Annotated in this window: 11 protein-coding genes; 9 read left to right on the top strand and 2 right to left on the bottom strand. The window is 71.7% G+C overall.

Going from position 1 to position 16,985, the window contains the following annotated elements:
- The first annotated feature begins 3 nt into the window (after positions 1-3).
- The 6 genes from trpB to ACFMQL_RS28145 all read left to right on the top strand — a co-directional run bounded on the left by trpB (position 4) and on the right by ACFMQL_RS28145 (position 5,699).
- Complete coding sequence (gene trpB / locus ACFMQL_RS28120) at positions 4-1,224, top strand: tryptophan synthase subunit beta (RefSeq protein ID WP_378790216.1); 1,221 nt, start codon at positions 4-6, stop codon at positions 1,222-1,224.
- A gap of 109 nt (positions 1,225-1,333) precedes the next feature.
- Positions 1,334-2,131, top strand: a complete 798-nt coding sequence (trpA, locus tag ACFMQL_RS28125; RefSeq protein ID WP_364054680.1) for a tryptophan synthase subunit alpha — start codon at positions 1,334-1,336, stop codon at positions 2,129-2,131.
- A 421-nt stretch (positions 2,132-2,552) separates the two neighbouring features.
- Positions 2,553-3,032: a MauE/DoxX family redox-associated membrane protein gene (locus tag ACFMQL_RS28130; RefSeq protein WP_364054677.1), complete on the top strand. Its 480-nt coding sequence runs from the start codon at positions 2,553-2,555 to the stop codon at positions 3,030-3,032.
- Positions 3,029-3,793 carry a DsbA family protein gene (locus ACFMQL_RS28135; protein WP_364054674.1) on the top strand — a complete coding sequence of 255 codons (765 nt, stop codon included), beginning with the start codon at positions 3,029-3,031 and terminating at the stop codon, positions 3,791-3,793. The genes ACFMQL_RS28130 and ACFMQL_RS28135 overlap by 4 nt, the downstream gene beginning before the upstream one ends.
- Positions 3,794-3,819: 26 nt before the next feature.
- Positions 3,820-4,998 carry a prolipoprotein diacylglyceryl transferase gene (lgt, locus tag ACFMQL_RS28140; RefSeq protein WP_378787817.1) on the top strand — a complete coding sequence of 393 codons (1,179 nt, stop codon included), beginning with the start codon at positions 3,820-3,822 and terminating at the stop codon, positions 4,996-4,998.
- Entirely contained in the window at positions 4,995-5,699 is a 705-nt protein-coding gene (locus ACFMQL_RS28145; protein WP_364054668.1) for a VIT1/CCC1 transporter family protein, read from the top strand. The genes lgt and ACFMQL_RS28145 overlap by 4 nt, the downstream gene beginning before the upstream one ends.
- Positions 5,700-7,969: 2,270 nt before the next feature.
- On the opposite strand, the gene ACFMQL_RS28150 is transcribed toward ACFMQL_RS28145, so the two are convergent.
- The gene (locus ACFMQL_RS28150; protein ID WP_378787819.1) at positions 7,970-8,239 is read right to left on the bottom strand and encodes a hypothetical protein; all 270 of its coding nucleotides are present in this window, start codon (positions 8,237-8,239) and stop codon (positions 7,970-7,972) included.
- A 711-nt stretch (positions 8,240-8,950) separates the two neighbouring features.
- Between ACFMQL_RS28150 and ACFMQL_RS28155 the strand changes: the two genes are divergently transcribed.
- Complete coding sequence (locus tag ACFMQL_RS28155) at positions 8,951-9,703, top strand: hypothetical protein (protein WP_364054662.1); 753 nt, start codon at positions 8,951-8,953, stop codon at positions 9,701-9,703.
- 23 nt (positions 9,704-9,726) lie between these two features.
- Positions 9,727-10,293, top strand: a complete 567-nt coding sequence (locus ACFMQL_RS28160) for a hypothetical protein (protein ID WP_364054659.1) — start codon at positions 9,727-9,729, stop codon at positions 10,291-10,293.
- A 103-nt stretch (positions 10,294-10,396) separates the two neighbouring features.
- Here the strand turns inward: ACFMQL_RS28160 and ACFMQL_RS28165 are convergent, their stop codons facing one another.
- Entirely contained in the window at positions 10,397-11,941 is a 1,545-nt protein-coding gene (locus ACFMQL_RS28165) for a bis-aminopropyl spermidine synthase family protein (protein WP_364054656.1), read from the bottom strand.
- A gap of 537 nt (positions 11,942-12,478) precedes the next feature.
- Here ACFMQL_RS28165 and gltB point away from each other — a divergent pair.
- Complete coding sequence (gene gltB / locus ACFMQL_RS28170) at positions 12,479-16,984, top strand: glutamate synthase large subunit (protein WP_378787820.1); 4,506 nt, start codon at positions 12,479-12,481, stop codon at positions 16,982-16,984.
- The last annotated feature ends 1 nt before the right edge of the window (position 16,985 follow it).

A 16,985-nucleotide genomic window follows, 5' to 3' on the forward strand; every position in this document is an offset into this window, starting at 1 on the left:
ATTCTGACCGCCGCCGACCTGGCGGGCAACGGCGCGCACGGCGACGACCCCGATGTGCACGGCAAGTTCGGCATCTTCGGCGGCCGATACGTGCCCGAGGCGCTGATCCCGGCGCTCGACGAGGTGGCCGCGGTCTACGAGAAGGCCAAGAACGACGCGCAGTTCATCAAGGAGTTCGACCACCTGCTGCGCACCTACGCGGGCCGCCCGACCACGCTGACCGAGGTGCCGCGGTTCAGCGAGCACGCCGGCGGCGCCCGCATCATCCTCAAGCGCGAAGACCTCACCCACACCGGCGCCCACAAGATCAACAACGTGCTGGGCCAGGCGCTGCTGACCAAGCGGCTGGGGAAGAAGCGGGTCATCGCCGAGACCGGCGCGGGCCAGCACGGCGTGGCCACCGCCACCGCCGCCGCCCTGATGGGCCTGGAGTGCACCATCTACATGGGCGCCGTCGACTGCGAGCGCCAGGCGCTCAACGTGGCGCGGATGAAGCTGCTCGGCGCCACCGTCGTGCCGGTCAAGAACGGCTCCCAGACCCTGAAGGACGCCATCAACGAGGCGTTCCGCGACTGGGTGACCAACGTCGACACCACCCACTACCTGTTCGGCACCGTCGCGGGCCCGCACCCGTTCCCCGAGATCGTGCGCGACTTCGCCCGCATCATCGGCGTCGAGGCGCGCCGCCAGATGCTGGAGCTGACCGGCCGGCTGCCCGACGCGGTGTGCGCCGCGGTCGGCGGCGGCAGCAACGCCATCGGCGCCTTCCACGCGTTCATCGGCGACGAGGGCGTGCAGCTCCACGGCTACGAGGCCGCGGGGCGTGGCCTGGAGAGCGGCGAGCACGCGCTCACCCTCACCGCCGGCTCGGTGGGCGTGCTGCACGGCTCGCGCACCTACGTCCTGCAGGACGACGAAGGCCAGACCATCGAGTCCCACTCGATCTCCGCCGGCCTCGACTACCCGGGTGTCGGCCCCGAGCACGCCTGGCTGAAGGACTCCGGCCGCGCCACCTACCACGGCATCACCGACGATCAGGCGATGGCCGCGTTCTCGCTGCTGGCCAGGACCGAAGGCATCATCCCGGCCATCGAGTCCTCCCACGCGCTCGCGGGCGCGCTCGAGCTGGGCCGCGAGCTCGGCCCCGAGGCGATCATCCTGGTCAACCTCTCCGGGCGCGGCGACAAGGACATGGGCACCGCCATGAAGTATTTCAACCTGTGACACCGCCGGCCCGCGGACGCCCGCGCCCTCGACACGACGTCCTGAGAGGCTTCGAACCGGGCGCGGAGCAGGGCATCATGGTGGGACTAGACCTTCGAAACGGACAGACATGACGACTCTTCAGACGGTCTTCGCCAAGGCGAAGGCGGACAACCGGGCCGCGCTCGTCGGCTACCTGCCCGCGGGCTTCCCGTCGAAAGACGGCGCCATCGCCGCCGCCGCGGCCCTGGTGGAGGCCGGCTGCGACGTCATCGAGATCGGCCTGCCCTACTCCGACCCGCTCATGGACGGGCCGACCATCCAGGACGCCGTGCACCGGTCGCTGACCAACGGCACCCGCATCGCCGACGTCATGCGCACCGTCGAGGGTGTGGCCGCCACCGGAGCCGCGACGCTCGTCATGACGTACTGGAACCCGATCGACAAGTACGGCGCCGACCGCTTCGCGCGCGACCTCGCCAACGCGGGCGGCGTCGGCACGATCACGCCCGACCTGACGCCCGAGGAGTCCGAGCCGTGGCGCGCGGCCTCCGCGGCGGCCGGCATCGACACGGTGTTCCTGGTCGCGCCCAGCTCCACCGAGCAGCGCATCAAGGCCGTGGTCGACTGCTGCACCGGCTTCGTCTACGCCGCCTCGCTCATGGGCGTCACCGGCGCCAGAGAGACCGTCAACTCCGCCGCCAAGGGCCTGGTCGAGCGCACCCGCGCCCACACCGAGCTGCCCGTGTGCGTGGGCCTCGGCGTCGGCACCGGCGCCCAGGCGGCCGAGGTCGCCGCGTACGCCGACGGCGTGATCGTGGGCTCGGCGTTCATCCGCCGCATGCTCGACGCGCCCGACGAGGCCGCTGGGCGCGAGTCCATCGCCGCGCTGGCCCGCGACATGGCCAAGGGCGTCCGCAGCCGCTAGCCGTCCGGTCTCATCGGCCGCCTCGGGGCGCGCGCCGGCGCGTCGTCGTGGGCGTGCCGCCGGTCCGCCTCGGTGTGCTGTGGATGCGTGCGCCTGGCCGGGCTCGGGCGCCGCGCAGAGGCGCGCGGAGCGGGACGGGGCTCGGGCGTGCGGACGCCTGCCGCCGGACCGCGCTCGGGGCGCGAAACTCGCCGAGGCACGCCTGAATATGTATCGGAACGCAGGCCTTCCACTTTGTCCGATTGATGGCTTATTGCGAAGACCCTCCCAGGTCAGCGGCGGGATACGCGCTTAGCTGACGCTTATCCCAGACGTGATCGGATGGGACCGGGTACTGTGCGCATTCCGGCGCAGAGAAAAGAGGAGAGGACTCGTGGCCGCGTCTCAATCGTCACCGTGGGCGAGAACGGCGATACCCTGGGTGACGACCGTCGCCCGGCTGGTTCTGGGCGGGGTGCTGATCGTCGCGGGTGCGCTGAAGATCGGCAACCCGGCCGACTCCGTGGTCGCGGTCAAGGCTTACCAGTTGCTGCCGGAGTCGGTCGCCATCGCGGTGGGCTACGCGCTGCCCATCGTGGAGATCGTGGTCGGCGTGCTGCTCGTCGTCGGTCTGCTGACCAGGGTGGCCGCGGTGATCGCCGCGCTGCTGATGTTCGCGTTCGTCTTCGGCATCGCCTGGGCGTGGGCGCACGGCCTGCGGATCGACTGCGGCTGCTTCGGCGGTGGTGGCCAGCTGGGTGCCGGACAGGAGCCGACCTACCTGCTCGACATCCTGCGCGACTTCGGCCTCGTGCTGCTCGGCGCGTGGACTGTGCGCTTCCCGCCGGGCCGTTTCGCGCTCGACGGAGCTCTCGGCCTCGGGGGCGACAATGGTGTTGATGAGGGGGAGGACGAACAATGAGCAAAGGCGAGCGCACCAAGACGAAGGCGCAGTCGGCGCGCGAAAAGATCAAAGCACAGCAGGCCGCCCAGCGGGCCCGCGAGAAGCGGCGGCGCATCGTGACGTACACGACCGCGAGCGTGGTCGCCATCGCCGCCGTCGGCCTCGGCTGGTGGTACACCGCCAGCCAGTCGCGCTCTGAGGAGGCGCTCGGCACCGTCGCGCCGATCACCGTGCAGTCCGACGGCAGCGTCGTGATGGCCCAGAACGGCGTCACCTCGCCCGTCGTCGACATCTACGAGGACTTCCAGTGCCCGGCCTGCAAGGAGCTGGAGCGCGTCAGCGGCCAGACCTTCAAGAACCTCGCCGCCGAGGGCAAGGCCAAGGTCGTCTACCACCCGATCACGATCTTCTCTCAGGACCCGACCAGGGCCAACTCCGTGCGCGCCGGCAGCGCCATCCGCTGCATCGCCGACGGCAAGCAGTGGCTGGCCTTCCACGACCTGCTCTTCAAGAACCAGCCGCCCGAGACCGAAGAGGGCTTCCTGCCCGACCAGCTCAAGGAGTGGGGCAAGGAGGCGGGGGTCGACACGCCCGGGTTCGACCAGTGCGTGACCAGCAACAAGAACGCCGACGCGCAGCTCTCGTACAGCAAGAAGGTCAGTGACGAGCAGAAGCTCGACCACACGCCGACAGTGAAATTGAACGGAACAGAAATCGACAATCAGGTACTGTTCACTCCTTCTCAGCTGCGTGAAGAGATTACCGAGGCGGCCAAGTAGGCCCGCTTCCGCTACCCTCACCTGACATGCCCCTAGCCTCGATTCCCAGCCCTTCAGAAGGGGTCTGGCATCTCGGAATCATCCCGATCCGGGCTTATGCGCTTTGCATCGTGCTCGGCGTCATCGTCGCCGTCTGGCTGAGCGAGCGGCGCTGGCGCGCCCGCGGCGGCCAGGCGGGGACGATCGTGGACATCGCGGTTCCCGCGGTCATCTTCGGCCTCATCGGTGGCCGGCTCTACCACGTCATCACCGACTGGCAGACCTACTTCGGCAGCCGGGCGATCAAGGAGCCTTACCAGGCGCTGTTCATCTGGGAGGGCGGCCTCGGCATCTGGGGCGCCATCTCGCTGGGCGCGCTCGGCGTCTGGCTGGCCGTACGCAAGCGCGGCCTGTCCATGAGCGCCGTCGCCGACACGGTCGCGCCCGGCATCGCCTTCGCGCAGGCCATCGGCCGCTGGGGAAACTGGTTCAACCAGGAGCTCTACGGCTCGCCGACCACCCTGCCCTGGGGCCTGGAGATCGACGTCGACCACGGCGGCGAGCCCGGCGTCCTCTACCACCCGACGTTCCTGTACGAGTCGCTGTGGGACGTCGCGCTCGGCTTCGCGCTCATCTTCGCCGGCCGCCGCTTCGCGCTGCACCACGGCCGGCTGTTCGCCCTCTACGTCGCGGGCTACACGCTCGGCCGCTTCTGGATCGAGGGGCTGCGCATCGACCCCGTCGGCGGGGTCGACCACGCGGTCATGTTCCTGGGGCTGCGCATCAACCAGTGGACCTCGATCGTGCTGTTCGTGCTCGCGCTGGTGTACTTCTTCGCCACGCGCGGCAAGACCGGCGAGGAGATCGTCGTCGTGCCCGAGTCCGGCTCCGACGGCGAGGCGGTCGATCCGGCCCACGGCGCGGGCCAGGCCGACCCCGGTGCCGGCGAGTCCTCGGCGCAGGCGGACGAGTCCGCGTCCGGTGGGTCCGCGTCCGGTGGGTCCGCGTCCGGCGGGTCCGCGTCCGGCGGGTCCACGGCCGGCGGGTCCACGGCCGGTGACTCCGCGTCCGGCGATGGCGCGGACACGCCGTCCGGTGACGCGCAACCGGAGGCCGCCGCCGAGCCTGCGCAGCCCGAGGGCGTCACCTCAGGCGGCCAGGAGGAGGGTGAGCAGGCGGGGCCCGCCGAGGCCGAGACGGTGACGAAGGAGAAGAACACTCGATGAGCGAACGCGCGGAGGCCCACCACGCCCATCGCGACGTCACCGGAGGGTGGCTACGGCCCTCGGTGTTCGGCGCGATGGACGGCCTGGTGTCGAACTTCGCGCTCATCGCAGGCGTGGCGGGCGGCACCGCCAACCCGAGGGTCGTCGCGCTCGGCGGCGTCGCCGGGCTGGCCGCGGGAGCCCTGTCCATGGCGGGCGGCGAATACGTCTCCGTCGCCAGCCAGCGCGAGCTCGCCCAGGCCGAGATCGCCGCAGAGCAGCGCGAGCTGGCCCACCATCCCGAGGACGAGCAGGCAGAGCTGGCGCAGACCTTCGTGGACAAGGGCGTGGCGCCCGACCTGGCCGCCGAGGTCGCCCGCCAGATCTCGCAGAACCCCGAACGCGCGCTAGAGGTGCACTCGCGTAACGAGCTCGGCGTGGTGCCCGGGGAGCTGCCGTCGCCGGTCGTGGCCGCCGTCTCGTCGTTTCTGTCGTTCGCGGTGGGGGCGGCGCTGCCGCTGCTGCCGTACCTGTTCGGGGCGCGCGAGCTGGTGATCTCGGCCGCGGTGTCCTGCTGCGCGCTGTTCGCCGCCGGTGCGCTGGTGTCGGCGGTGACCGCCCGCACCTGGTGGTACTCCGGGCTGCGGCAACTGCTCGTCGGGGCGGTGGCGGCGGCGGTCACCTTCTCCGTCGGCAACGCCATCGGGGCGGCGGGGCTGTGATGGCCCGCCGACGCGGCACCCCGGGCTCCGGCCGCTCCGGCGGCGACGGCACCGGCCGCTCCCGCCGCACCCGCCGCACCCCGCCTGGCTCCGGGGCCGAATTCGAGCCCGGCTCCGAATACGGGTCCGGGGTGAGGCCTGAGTACGGGGCCGGAGCGGGGCCCGAGTACGGGTCTGACTACGGGACCGAGACCGGGACCGGGCCCGAGTACGGGTCTGACTACGGAACCGGGACCAGGACCGGGGCTGGGCCTGCGTACGGGGCTGACTACGGAACCGGGCCTGGATCTGGGCCTGAGTATGGAGCCGGTGCTGATTACGGGGCTGGTGCCGGGGTCGGCGGGCGTGGCCGGCCCGGCGCGGACGTCCCCGCCGCCGGACGACGTGACGGCGCCGTCAGCGGCTCTACCGGCGGCTTCTTCGACGATGGCGCGGGTGGCGGCGTCGGTGGCGTTGCCGGGGGCGGCGCGGACGGCGACTGGCCGAGCGCTGCACCTGGTGGTTCGGGCGGTGCACGCGGCAGGCTCGGCGGCCGTGGGGCCCGCGGGGATCACGGCGACGGGACGCCCGGCGGCCATGACAGCGGTGCGGGCGGTTACGACGGCTATGACGTGGGGCCTGATGGTGGGCAGGCGTTCGGAGAGAGCCGTGGCCGGAGCCGCCGCCGCAGCCGGCGTGCTGCCGGAAGCCCTCAACCGCCGACCGGCCCTCAGCCCATCGACGACGGCCGCTCCGGCACGGGCGGCTGGCCCGCCGGCGACGGCCGGTCAGGCACGGGTGGCTGGCCTGCCGATGGCGGCCTGTCGGGTACGGGCGGCTGGTCCGCGGCGGGTGACCAGGCAGGCACCGGTGGTTGGCCCGCGGGTGATGGCCTGTCGGGGACTGGCGGTTGGGCTGCCGGTGATGGTCGGTCGAGTACGGGTGGCTGGGCTGCTGGTGATGACGGCCGCTCGGGTGCGGGCGGCGGGCGTGCCGCCGACGGTCGCTCCGGCACTGGCGGCTGGCCCGTAGGTGATGGCCGGTCGGGGACCGGCGGTTGGTCCGCGGGTGATGCCCCGTCGGGTACAGGCGGCTGGGCTGCGGGTGATGGCCGGACGAGTACGGGTGGCTGGCCTGCCGGTGAGGACGATCGCTCGGGCGCCGGTGGCCGGCGTTCCAGGGACCGCAGGTCGGACACTGGTGGCTGGGCCGCGGATGAGGAGCGCTCGAATACCGGAGGCTGGTCCGCTGGTGACGGTCGATCGGGCACCGGTGGCTGGGCTGCCGGTGATGGTCGGTCGGGGACCGGCGGGTGGGGTGTCGGTGACCTTGGTGCCTCGGGTGGCAGCCGGCCTGGCACTGGTAGTTGGTTCATCGGCGAGGGGCGTTCCGCTGGAGACGGCGGTGAGCCTGGGAGCGGTCGCCCGGCCGGTGACGCGGTGCCGGAGGCGGAGGCCGAGGGCGGCAGGAGAGGACGTTCGGCGGGGCGGCGCTCGCGTCGTCACGGCCGGTCTGCCGACACGGGCACGGACGCCGGTGGGTGGCCCGCGACGGGTGACGGAACGGCCGGCGATGTCTGGTCGGCCGCTGGGACGGACCCCGGGAGGCACGGTGCCGGGACCCGGAGCGGCGGCTGGCAGGCGGCCGAGAGCGGCAGGCCGTCGGCGTCCGGTGACGAGGGCGGTCAGGCGGCAACGGGAGCCGGTCAGGCGGTAACGGGCTCGGGCGACGTCTGGGGATCGGGTGCTGAGGGCCGATCCGAGGGTGAGCCGTCCAGGCGTTCCGCGCGCGGTCGGCTCGGGCGCAGGGCTGCTCGCCGAGCCGAGCAGGGCGCCCAGCCTGCCAGCGGAGAGTGGCCGGCAGGCAGGCCGTCCGCTAGCGGTGAGTGGCCGGCAGGCAGGCCGTCTTCTGGTGGGGAGCGGTCGTCGGCTGCATCGGCTGTCAGTGGTGAGTGGCCGGTGGCCGGGTCTCCCGCGAGTGGTGAGTGGCCGGCTGGTCGGCCGTCTGCCAGTGGTGAGTGGCCGGTGGGCAGGCCGTCTTCTGGTGGGGAGCGGTCGTCGGCTGCATCGGCTGTCAGCGGTGAGTGGCCGGTGGCCGGGTCTGCCGCCAGTGGTGAGTGGCCGGCGGCCGGGCCGGACGGTGATGGGCGCGCCGCGTATGGTCGGGGGCGGCGGTCGGTCGCCGATGAGGGCGACGGGTTCGCGGGCGGTGACCGTTCGGCTGCCACGCCCGAGGACGGTGGGCGTGCTGCCGGTCGAGGCCGACGGCGCGCGAGCGGCGACAGCGGCCGGTCAGCCACGGGCCGTGACGACCAGGGCTGGGGAGCAGCTCAGCCTGATGGTCGCGCTCGGGCTGAAGGCCATGGTGGTCCCGATGAAGCCGAGGGCGTCGGCCTCGGCCACGCTGCCCCCGATGGGGGCCGCCGGGGACGGGCCGGTGCCGAGGGTGGTGGCCGTCGGGCTGCCGGTCGCGGCGACCGTCACCTTGGCGAGGGCGCTGGTCGTGGCCGGGGCGCCGAGGCTGAGCCCGTCGGGGATGCTGGCGAGGCGGGGCTTGGCCACGCTGCCGGTGACCCTGACGGCCGCCGAAGGGCCGGTCGTGATAAGGACCGTCGTCGGGCTGCTGCTGAGAGTGATGGCCGGGGCCGCGGCAAGGGTCAGAGCCGGGCCGACGCCTCGGGCGACGGCGGCTGGGCTGCGGACGACGGCGACGAGGACTTCTGGAGCGCCGACCCCGGCGCGGACGAGGGTGGTTCGCAGCGGCGGCGTTTGGGGCTGCTGGGGCGTGGCCGGGGCAAGGGCGGCGGCAAGCGGTCCGATGAGGAGTCCGAGGCCGGGTCGCGGGCGGAGAGCGGATCCGGTATTTCGGCTGGACCGGAGGACGAGCTCGGCCTGGGCATGCCGCCGGGCGGGATCGTCGCGAGCCGTAAGCGGGCGGCCGGTCGGCCCGGGAGCGGCGGGCGTACGCGGGATGACGGCGCCGAGGGGCCGAACGCCGGCTCTCAGTCCGATGAGTGGCCGGACGCGGGTCCTCGCGCCGGGCGGCGGTCGGACGCCGGCTCTCAGTCCGATGAGTGGCCGGACGCGGCTCCTCGCGCCGATGGGCGGTCGGGCGCGGGCGCTCGATCCGATGGGCGGCCGGGTGCCGGCGCTCGGCCTGATGGGCGGTCGGACGCCAGTGCACGGCCCGACGGGCGGGACGGCGGTCTGGATGATGGCAAGGCGGCGTCGCGCAAGCGGCGGAGGACGCCGCGGTCCGACTGGCAGTTCCCGGTGCTCACCGAGATGGGCATGCCGCCGGAGCGTCAGCGGCTGCTGGTGATCATCGCGACGGTGGTCGGGGTGATCGCGGCCGGGGTCGGGTTCGTGTCCGTGGTCAGGTCGCTGGGGACGTACCAGCCGGAGAGGCAGGCCACGGCGGCGGTGCTCGCGCCGGACGCGGTGCTGCCCGCGGTGTTCCACGGCTGGGAGTCGCCCAAGCTGTTCGACCCCGTGGCGGAGCGCGCGAAGGACGCCAAGCCGCTGACGGAGAAGGAGGTGTTCAGCCAGAAGGAGCTGACCGTCTCCAAGAAGCTCAAGCTGAAGCTCGCCGCCAAGAAGCTCGACAGCGACTGTACGCAGGCGTTGCAGGGGGAGGAGTTGCTGCAACTGGCGGAGGACGCGGGCTGCACCCAGACCGCCCGCGGCCTGTATCTCAGCTCCGACGGCCGCTACGTGGGCCAGTACACGCTGCTCAACCTTGAGGACGCCGAGTCGGCGGGCGAGCTGGTGGAGCAGCTGAAGGTGCTCTATCGGGGCGGCTGGGTGCAGCCGCTGTCGTCCGGCAAGGCCGTCTTCCCGCCCGGCGGCTACTCCGAGGCGGGCGGTTACGCGCTCGGCCACTACGTCGGCCTGGTGTGGCTGGGCCGGGTGGACGGCGCCGAGCCCACCGCGAAGGACGACTACGTCACGCTCACCCTCGCCCTGCGCGGCGCCGAGAAGGCGGTCTACCGCCGGGTCGTGTCGATCACGGGGCCGTCGTCCTGATGTCCAGGCGTGTGCTTCTGTCCGTGGCGGCCCTTGTGCTGGTCGTGGGCCTCGGCGTGGCCGGGTGGCTGTGGTTCGGGGCCGAGACACCGCGCCCGTCCGCCCTGCGTGCCGAGTCCACCTCCGCCTTTTACGCGGCCATCGACAGCCGTCAGAGCGACGCCGCGCCGCTCACCCCCGATGAGGTCTTCCCCGCCTCGTCCGAGACCCTGGGGACCCTGAAGCGGGTCGCGGCGGACGCGTTCACCGACTGCTCCGAACTCCTCGTGGGCGCCTCGGCCGAGGGGTGCACGCAGGCGCTGCGGGCGACGTACAAGGGCGGTTCCCTGGCCGGCCAGTTCGTCATCTTCAACCTCGCCGACGGCAAGGCGGCCGACGCGCTGGTGGCGGCGCTGCGCCAGGACGCGTTCGTACGGCAGGACATCCCGTTCGACGTCAAAGGCAGCAGCGCCCAGGTCCGGGCCATGGGGCACTACGTGACGGTGAGCTGGGTGGGCGGCAAGGCGTCCGCACAGGACCTGGTCACCGCACTCATCGCGCTCGACGGCCTGGGACGGGTGGTCCAGGATCGCATCGTGGCGGCCACCTGACGCCTGGCCCGGAGCCGTATCGTGGCGGCCACCTGACGTCTGGCCCGGAGCCGTATCGTGGCGGCCACCTGACGTCTGGTTCGGAGCCGCATCTGACGCGTGGTCAAGTCGTGCTGGTGAGCGCGGTCACCGTCGTCTGAACGGCGGACGGCAGGGCGGACAGCCGGTGCAGGGGCGCCTCGATCGGGGTCAGCCCCTCCGACCAGCCGGCGGCCTCGCGGATCAGGGCGCGGGCCTCGTTCTTGGTGAGCGTCGTGCCCTGGGCCCGGGCGACCGCGATCAGGCCCTCGCGCCAGGAGTTGGCGAGCTTGCCGTGCCCATTGTCGAGGATCCTGCGCAGCACCGTCTCGGCCTCGCCGGTGGGCTGAGGGCGTCGTACGGCGTCGAAGGCCGTCTCGCTCGCGTTGCGCACCTCGTACACGGTGGTGAGAACCTCGGGGAGAGGCGGCAGAGCCGAGCCGACGACGCGGACGTGCTCCGCGCGCGTGGCCAGCAGCAGGCGCGCAAGCGCCGCCTCCAGGCCGGGCGGCACGGCGACGGCCACCCGGGACGGCGTGGCGGCGTAGGGCTTGGCGAGCCACGTCGAGAGCCTGACCCGGGGCTGGGAGAGCTCCTTGGGCCACTCGCCGACCAGCAGGTCCGGCTCGAAGTCCGCGAGCGCCTCGGCCGGGGCCACGGACGGACCCGCGCTTTCGACCGCCTGCGGCCCCTGCGTGTAGATGGCCGTGGACTGGCGTGACAGGCGTGACTGCACAGCGGGGCGGGTCTTGCTGGTGGGACGCAGGATGTACAGGTCGGCGGCCGAGCCGATGGCCTCCGCCCCGAGATACCGGTTGAAGTCGGGATAGATGGCCTCGTAGGCGAGGTTCAGCTCGGTCAGCTCCTGCTGGACCTTGAACGCCAGCATCGGCGTACGCTCGCTCGCCCCGTACGCCAGCAGTACCCGCCCGTCCTCGCGCAGCCCCTCCACCGCGCGCGCCACGAACAGGCCGATGCCCTCCGGCGTGTACGGGGGATCGGTGAGCGCCAGGTCGTGGTCGCGTGCCGAGGCCGGCAGGCCGAGCCGCAGGTCGGCCCAGCGCGTACGGACCCCCAGCCGCTGCTCGTCGATGTAGGCCAGGATGCGCTCGTCGACGTCCACCACCGTCACGTCCGTCTCGGGATGCACCAGCTTGACGGCCAGCGAGGTGAGGTCGTGGTCGCCCACGCACAGCAGCCGCGCGCCGGGCAGCCAGAACCGGGCACCGAGCAGCAGCGCCCGCCGCAGCACGGTGCCGGGCGTCGCGGAGACGTGGTCGAGCACGTGGCGGGCGCGCGGCGCCTTGGCGACGAGGCCGGTGAGGCGGTCGAGCACGTGGGCGTAATGGGGGACGAGGTGCGCGACCGGGTCCTCAGGAGGCGGCGCGACCGCGATGAGGTCCTGATAGGCGGGGGTGTCGATGGGCGGGACCCGCATCCGGTCGCCGTCGCGCTCCAGGACCAGCTCTCCGAGCAGGGCCTCGATGGTACGCCGTGACGTCGCGGTCTCCCTGACCAGGTCGGGCAGCGTCCACCACTGGCCGTCGCACAGCAGGGCCAGGGCGTGCCGCAGCCGCCTGCTGTCGGCCCCGGCCTCGGTGAGCAGCCGTTCCACCCCGTCGCGCTCCATGAGCGAACCCTATCGGTGCCGCGGCCCCAAGATCTCGCCTGACGCCGCCCGCTTGCGGCCAGGTCGTCGATGTCGCTGGTGAGGGTGGGCGCTGGTCAGGGAGACCGGGGTGTGGGGGCCGTGCGGGCGAAGACGGAGGCGCCGGGGGAGGAGCGCACCCATGGGCTCGTGGGGGTGGATGTGGAGGTGTGGAGTAAGCGCGTCCGGAGGCTGGTGCGGGTGGAGGTGGGGAAGGCGCGCGTGGAGCCGGGCCAGGGGCGCGGGCTGGGGTAGCGTGTGCCGGCCTCAAGGGGCCGGGGGAGGACTCGATCCCGCTCGCCGGGATCGCCGTCTACAGCGGGAATTCCGCGCCAGGTGTCCGGGGTTTGGGATGGGAAGTTCGGATGCCGGGACCTGCCCAAATGTTCGCAATACGGACGCGGCGGGCACCATTCCGGCAGGGTGAGGTAACCTCTACCCACGATATGCAGCAGGGCCAACGTCGTCCCTCGCCTGTACAGCGGTTCCAGACAGACGAAAGACGACGGGAGGGATTCAATGCCTGCTGCCCGCCTCGGGTTCCCCGAGCCTCAGGGTCTTTACCACCCCGCCAACGAGCATGACGCCTGCGGTGTCGCCATGGTCGCCGACGTCGCGGGACGGCGTGATCACGGCATTGTGGTCAAGGCGCTGACGGCGTTGTGCAATCTCGATCACCGGGGGGCCAAGGGTAGCGAGCCTGACACCGGCGACGGAGCCGGTATCCTCACGCAGATCCCCGATGAGTTCTTCCGGGCCAGTGTGCCGTTCACACTGCCCGAAGCCGGTTCGTACGCGGCCGGCATCGCCTTCCTTCCGGTCGAGGACGAGGCCAGGGCGGCCGCCGTCCGCCTGATCGAGGAGATCGCGGCCGAGGAGGGCCTGACCGTGCTCGGCTGGCGGGAGCTGCCCGTCGACCGCGATCTGCCGGGTCCGAGCGCGCGGGCTGTGATGCCCCACTTCGCGCAGCTGTTCGTGGCCGACCCGGGCGGTCGTTCCGGGCTCGACCTCGACCGGCTGGCGTTCTGCCTGCGCAAGCGGGCCGAGCACGAGGCGAAGGTGTACTTCCCCTCGCTGTCCTCGCGGACGATCGTCTACAAGGGCATGCTGACGCCCGAGCAGGTCGAGCCGTTCTTCCCCGACCTGAGCGACGAGCGTTACAAGACGGCGATCGCGCTGGTGCACTCGCGCTTCTCCACCAACACGTTCCCGAGCTGGCCGCTGGCCCACCCCTACCGCTTCATCGCCCACAACGGCGAGATCAACACGGTCAAGGGCAATCGCAACTGGATGCGGGCGCGCGAGGCGATGCTGGCCTCTGCCCACATCCCGGGCGATATTTCGCGACTTTTCCCCATCTGTGACCCGGATGGCAGCGACACCGCCAGCTTCGACGAAGCGCTCGAGCTGCTCCACATGGGCGGCCGCAGCCTCCCTCACGCCGTGCTCATGATGATCCCCGAGGCGTGGGAGAACCACACGGAGATGGACCCCGCGCGGCGCGCGTTCTACGAGTTCCACTCCACGATGATGGAGGCATGGGACGGCCCCGCCTCGATCACGTTCACCGACGGCACCGTCGCGGGCGCCGTGCTCGACCGTAACGGCCTGCGCCCCGGTCGTTTCTGGGTGACCGCCGACGGCCTGGTCGTGCTGGCCTCCGAGGCCGGCGTGCTGGACATCGCCCCTGAGGACGTCGTCCGCAAGGGCCGCCTGCAGCCGGGCCGGATGTTCCTCATCGACACCGCCCGTGGCAAGATCATCGAGGACGACGAGATCAAGGCGGAGCTCGCCGCCGAGCAGCCGTACGCCGACTGGCTGCACGCCGGGCTCGTCCGCTTCGAAGAGCTGCCCGCCCGCCAGCGGGAGATCCCCACGCACGAGGCGCTCGTCAAGCGGCAGCAGACCTTCGGCTACACCGAAGAGGAGCTGCGCATCATCCTGTCGCCGATGGCGCGCACCGGCCAGGAGCCGATCGGCTCCATGGGCACCGACACGCCCGTGGCCGTGCTGAGCGAGAAGCCGCGGCTGCTGTTCGACTACTTCACCCAGCTGTTCGCGCAGGTCACCAACCCGCCGCTGGACGCCATCAGGGAAGAGCTGGTCACCTCGCTGGCCAGCACGCTCGGGCCTGAGGGCAACCTGCTCGACCCGGGGCCGAGCTCCTGCCGCCAGCTCGTGCTGCCGTACCCGGTGATCGACAACGACGAGCTCGCCAAGATCATCCACATCAACGACGAGCACGACCTGCCGGGCTTCCACCCGTACGTCATCAGCGGCCTGTACGAGGTCGCCGGCGGCGGCCAGGCGCTGCTGCGGCGGCTGGAGGAGATCAGGGCCGAGGCGTCCAGGGCGATCGCCGACGGCGCCCGCATCATCGTGCTGAGCGACCGCGGCTCCAACGACACGCTGGCGCCCATCCCGTCACTGCTGCTGACGGGCGCGGTGCACCACCACCTCATCCAGGAGAAGACCCGCACCAAGATCGGCCTGGTCATCGAGACCGGCGAGGCCCGCGAGTGCCACCACATGGCGCTGCTGATCGGCTACGGTGCCGCCGCGATCAACCCGTACCTCGCCATCGAGACCATCGAGGACCTGGTCGACAGCGGGGCGCTCAAGGTCGACAAGCACAAGGCCGTGCGCAACCTGATCAAGGCGTACGGCAAGGGCGTCATCAAGATCATGTCGAAGATGGGCGTGTCCACGGTGGCCTCCTACACCGGCGCGCAGATCTTCGAGGCGCTCGGCCTGAGCCAGGAGGTCATCGACTCCTGCTTCACCGGCACCACCTCGCGCCTCGGCGGCGTCGGCTTCGACGTGCTGGCCGAGGAGGTCGCCCAGCGTCACCGCCACGCCTACCCGCGGGTGGAGAACCCGCACCGCAGGCTCCAGGTCGGCGGCGAGTACCAGTGGCGGCGCGAGGGCGAGCCGCACCTGTTCAACCCCGAGACCGTCTTCAAGCTGCAGCACGCCACCAGGACCCGCCGCTACGAGATCTTCAAGGAGTACACGAGGCTCGTGGACTCCCAGTCGGAGCGGCTGATGACCCTGCGCGGCCTGTTCAAGCTCCGCAAGGGCAAGTCGATCCCCATCGAGGAGGTCGAGCCCGTCGAGAGCATCGTCAAGCGGTTCTCCACCGGCGCGATGTCGTACGGCTCCATCTCCAGGGAGGCCCACGAGACGCTCGCCATCGCGATGAACCGGCTCGGCGGCAAGTCCAACACCGGTGAGGGCGGCGAGGAGCCCGAGCGCCTGTACGACCCGGCCCGCAGGTCGGCGATCAAGCAGGTCGCCTCGGGACGCTTCGGCGTCACCTCCGAATACCTGGTCAACGCCGACGACCTGCAGATCAAGATGGCGCAGGGCGCCAAGCCCGGCGAGGGCGGCCAGCTTCCCGGCCACAAGGTCTACCCGTGGATCGCGAAGACCCGCCACTCCACGCCCGGCGTCGGCCTCATCTCGCCGCCGCCGCACCACGACATCTACTCGATCGAGGACCTCGCCCAGCTCATCCACGACCTGAAGAACGCCAACCCGGAGTCTCGGGTCCACGTGAAGCTGGTCGCCGAGGTCGGTGTCGGCACGGTCGCGGCCGGCGTGTCGAAGGCGCACGCCGACGTGGTGCTCATCTCCGGCCACGACGGCGGCACCGGCGCATCGCCGCTGACCTCGCTCAAGCACGCCGGCGCCCCCTGGGAGCTCGGCCTGGCGGAGACCCAGCAGACGCTGCTGCTCAACGGCCTGCGCGACCGCATCGTGGTGCAGGTGGACGGCCAGCTCAAGACCGGCCGCGACGTCGTCATCGCGGCGCTGCTCGGCGCCGAGGAGTACGGCTTCGCCACCGCGCCGCTGGTCGTCTCCGGCTGCGTCATGATGCGGGTCTGCCACCTCGACACCTGCCCGGTGGGCGTGGCCACGCAGAACCCCGAGCTGCGCAAGCGCTTCACCGGCAAGCCGGAGTTCGTGGTCAACTTCTTCGAGTTCATCGCCGAGGAGATCCGCGAATACCTGGCCGAGCTGGGCTTCCGCTCGCTCGACGAGGCGATCGGCCACGTCGAGATGCTCGACACCACCGCGGCCGAGGAGCACTGGAAGGCGAACGGCCTCGACCTGTCGCCGATCCTGCACAAGCCCGAGCTGCCCGCGGGCACCGCGCTGCGCAAGGTCGTCGAGCAGGACCACGGGCTGGAGCACGCGCTCGACAACACGCTCATCCAGCTCGCCGAGGGCGCCATCGACGACGGCACCCCGGTCACGCTGGAGCTGCCCATCCGCAACGTCAACCGCACGGTCGGCACCATGCTCGGCTACCAGGTGACCAAGCGGCACGGCGGCAAGGGGCTGCCCGACAACACCATCGACATCTCCTTCACCGGCTCGGCGGGCAACTCGTTCGGCGCGTTCGTGCCGCGCGGGATCACGCTGCGGCTGACCGGCGACGCCAACGACTACGTCGGCAAGGGGCTGTCCGGCGGGCGCATCATCGTCAGGCCGCACGAGGAGGCGCCGCTCGACGGCCACATCATCGCCGGCAACGTCGCCCTCTACGGCGCCACCTCCGGCGAGGTGTTCATCCGCGGCGTCGTGGGCGAGCGGTTCTGCGTGCGCAACTCCGGCGCCACGGCCGTCGTCGAAGGCGTCGGCGACCACGGCTGCGAGTACATGACCGGCGGCCGGGCCGTGGTGCTCGGACCCACCGGGCGCAACTTCGCGGCCGGCATGTCGGGCGGCATCGCGTACCTGCTGGACCTCAAGCCCGAGCGGGTCAACCGCGAGATGGTCGCCATCGAGGAGCTCACCGAGGCGGACGCCGAGTTCCTCAAGGAGACCGTCGAGAAGCACTTCGCGGAGACCGGCTCGCCGGTCGCCAAGCAGCTGCTGGCCGACTGGGACGCGGCGCTGGCCAGGTTCGGCAAGATCATGCCGACCGACTACAAGCGGGTGCTCGAGGCCGCCGAGGCCGCGCGCATCGAGGGCAGGGACATCGACGAGGCCGTCATGGCGGCCGCGGTTCAGGGTTAAG

Source organism: Nonomuraea fastidiosa, assembly GCF_042751225.1.
GTDB lineage: Bacteria > Actinomycetota > Actinomycetes > Streptosporangiales > Streptosporangiaceae > Nonomuraea > Nonomuraea fastidiosa.

Bases quoted from the DNA above. Each gene is read 5' to 3' on its own strand.
- trpA (WP_364054680.1), top strand. From the start codon at position 1,334: ATGACGACTCTTCAGACGGTCTTCGCCAAGGCGAAGGCGGACAACCGG.
- ACFMQL_RS28135 (WP_364054674.1), top strand. From the start codon at position 3,029: ATGAGCAAAGGCGAGCGCACCAAGACGAAGGCGCAGTCGGCGCGCGAA.
- lgt (WP_378787817.1), top strand. From the start codon at position 3,820: ATGCCCCTAGCCTCGATTCCCAGCCCTTCAGAAGGGGTCTGGCATCTC.
- ACFMQL_RS28145 (WP_364054668.1), top strand. From the start codon at position 4,995: ATGAGCGAACGCGCGGAGGCCCACCACGCCCATCGCGACGTCACCGGA.
- ACFMQL_RS28165 (WP_364054656.1), bottom strand. From the start codon at position 11,941: ATGGAGCGCGACGGGGTGGAACGGCTGCTCACCGAGGCCGGGGCCGAC.
- gltB (WP_378787820.1), top strand. From the start codon at position 12,479: ATGCCTGCTGCCCGCCTCGGGTTCCCCGAGCCTCAGGGTCTTTACCAC.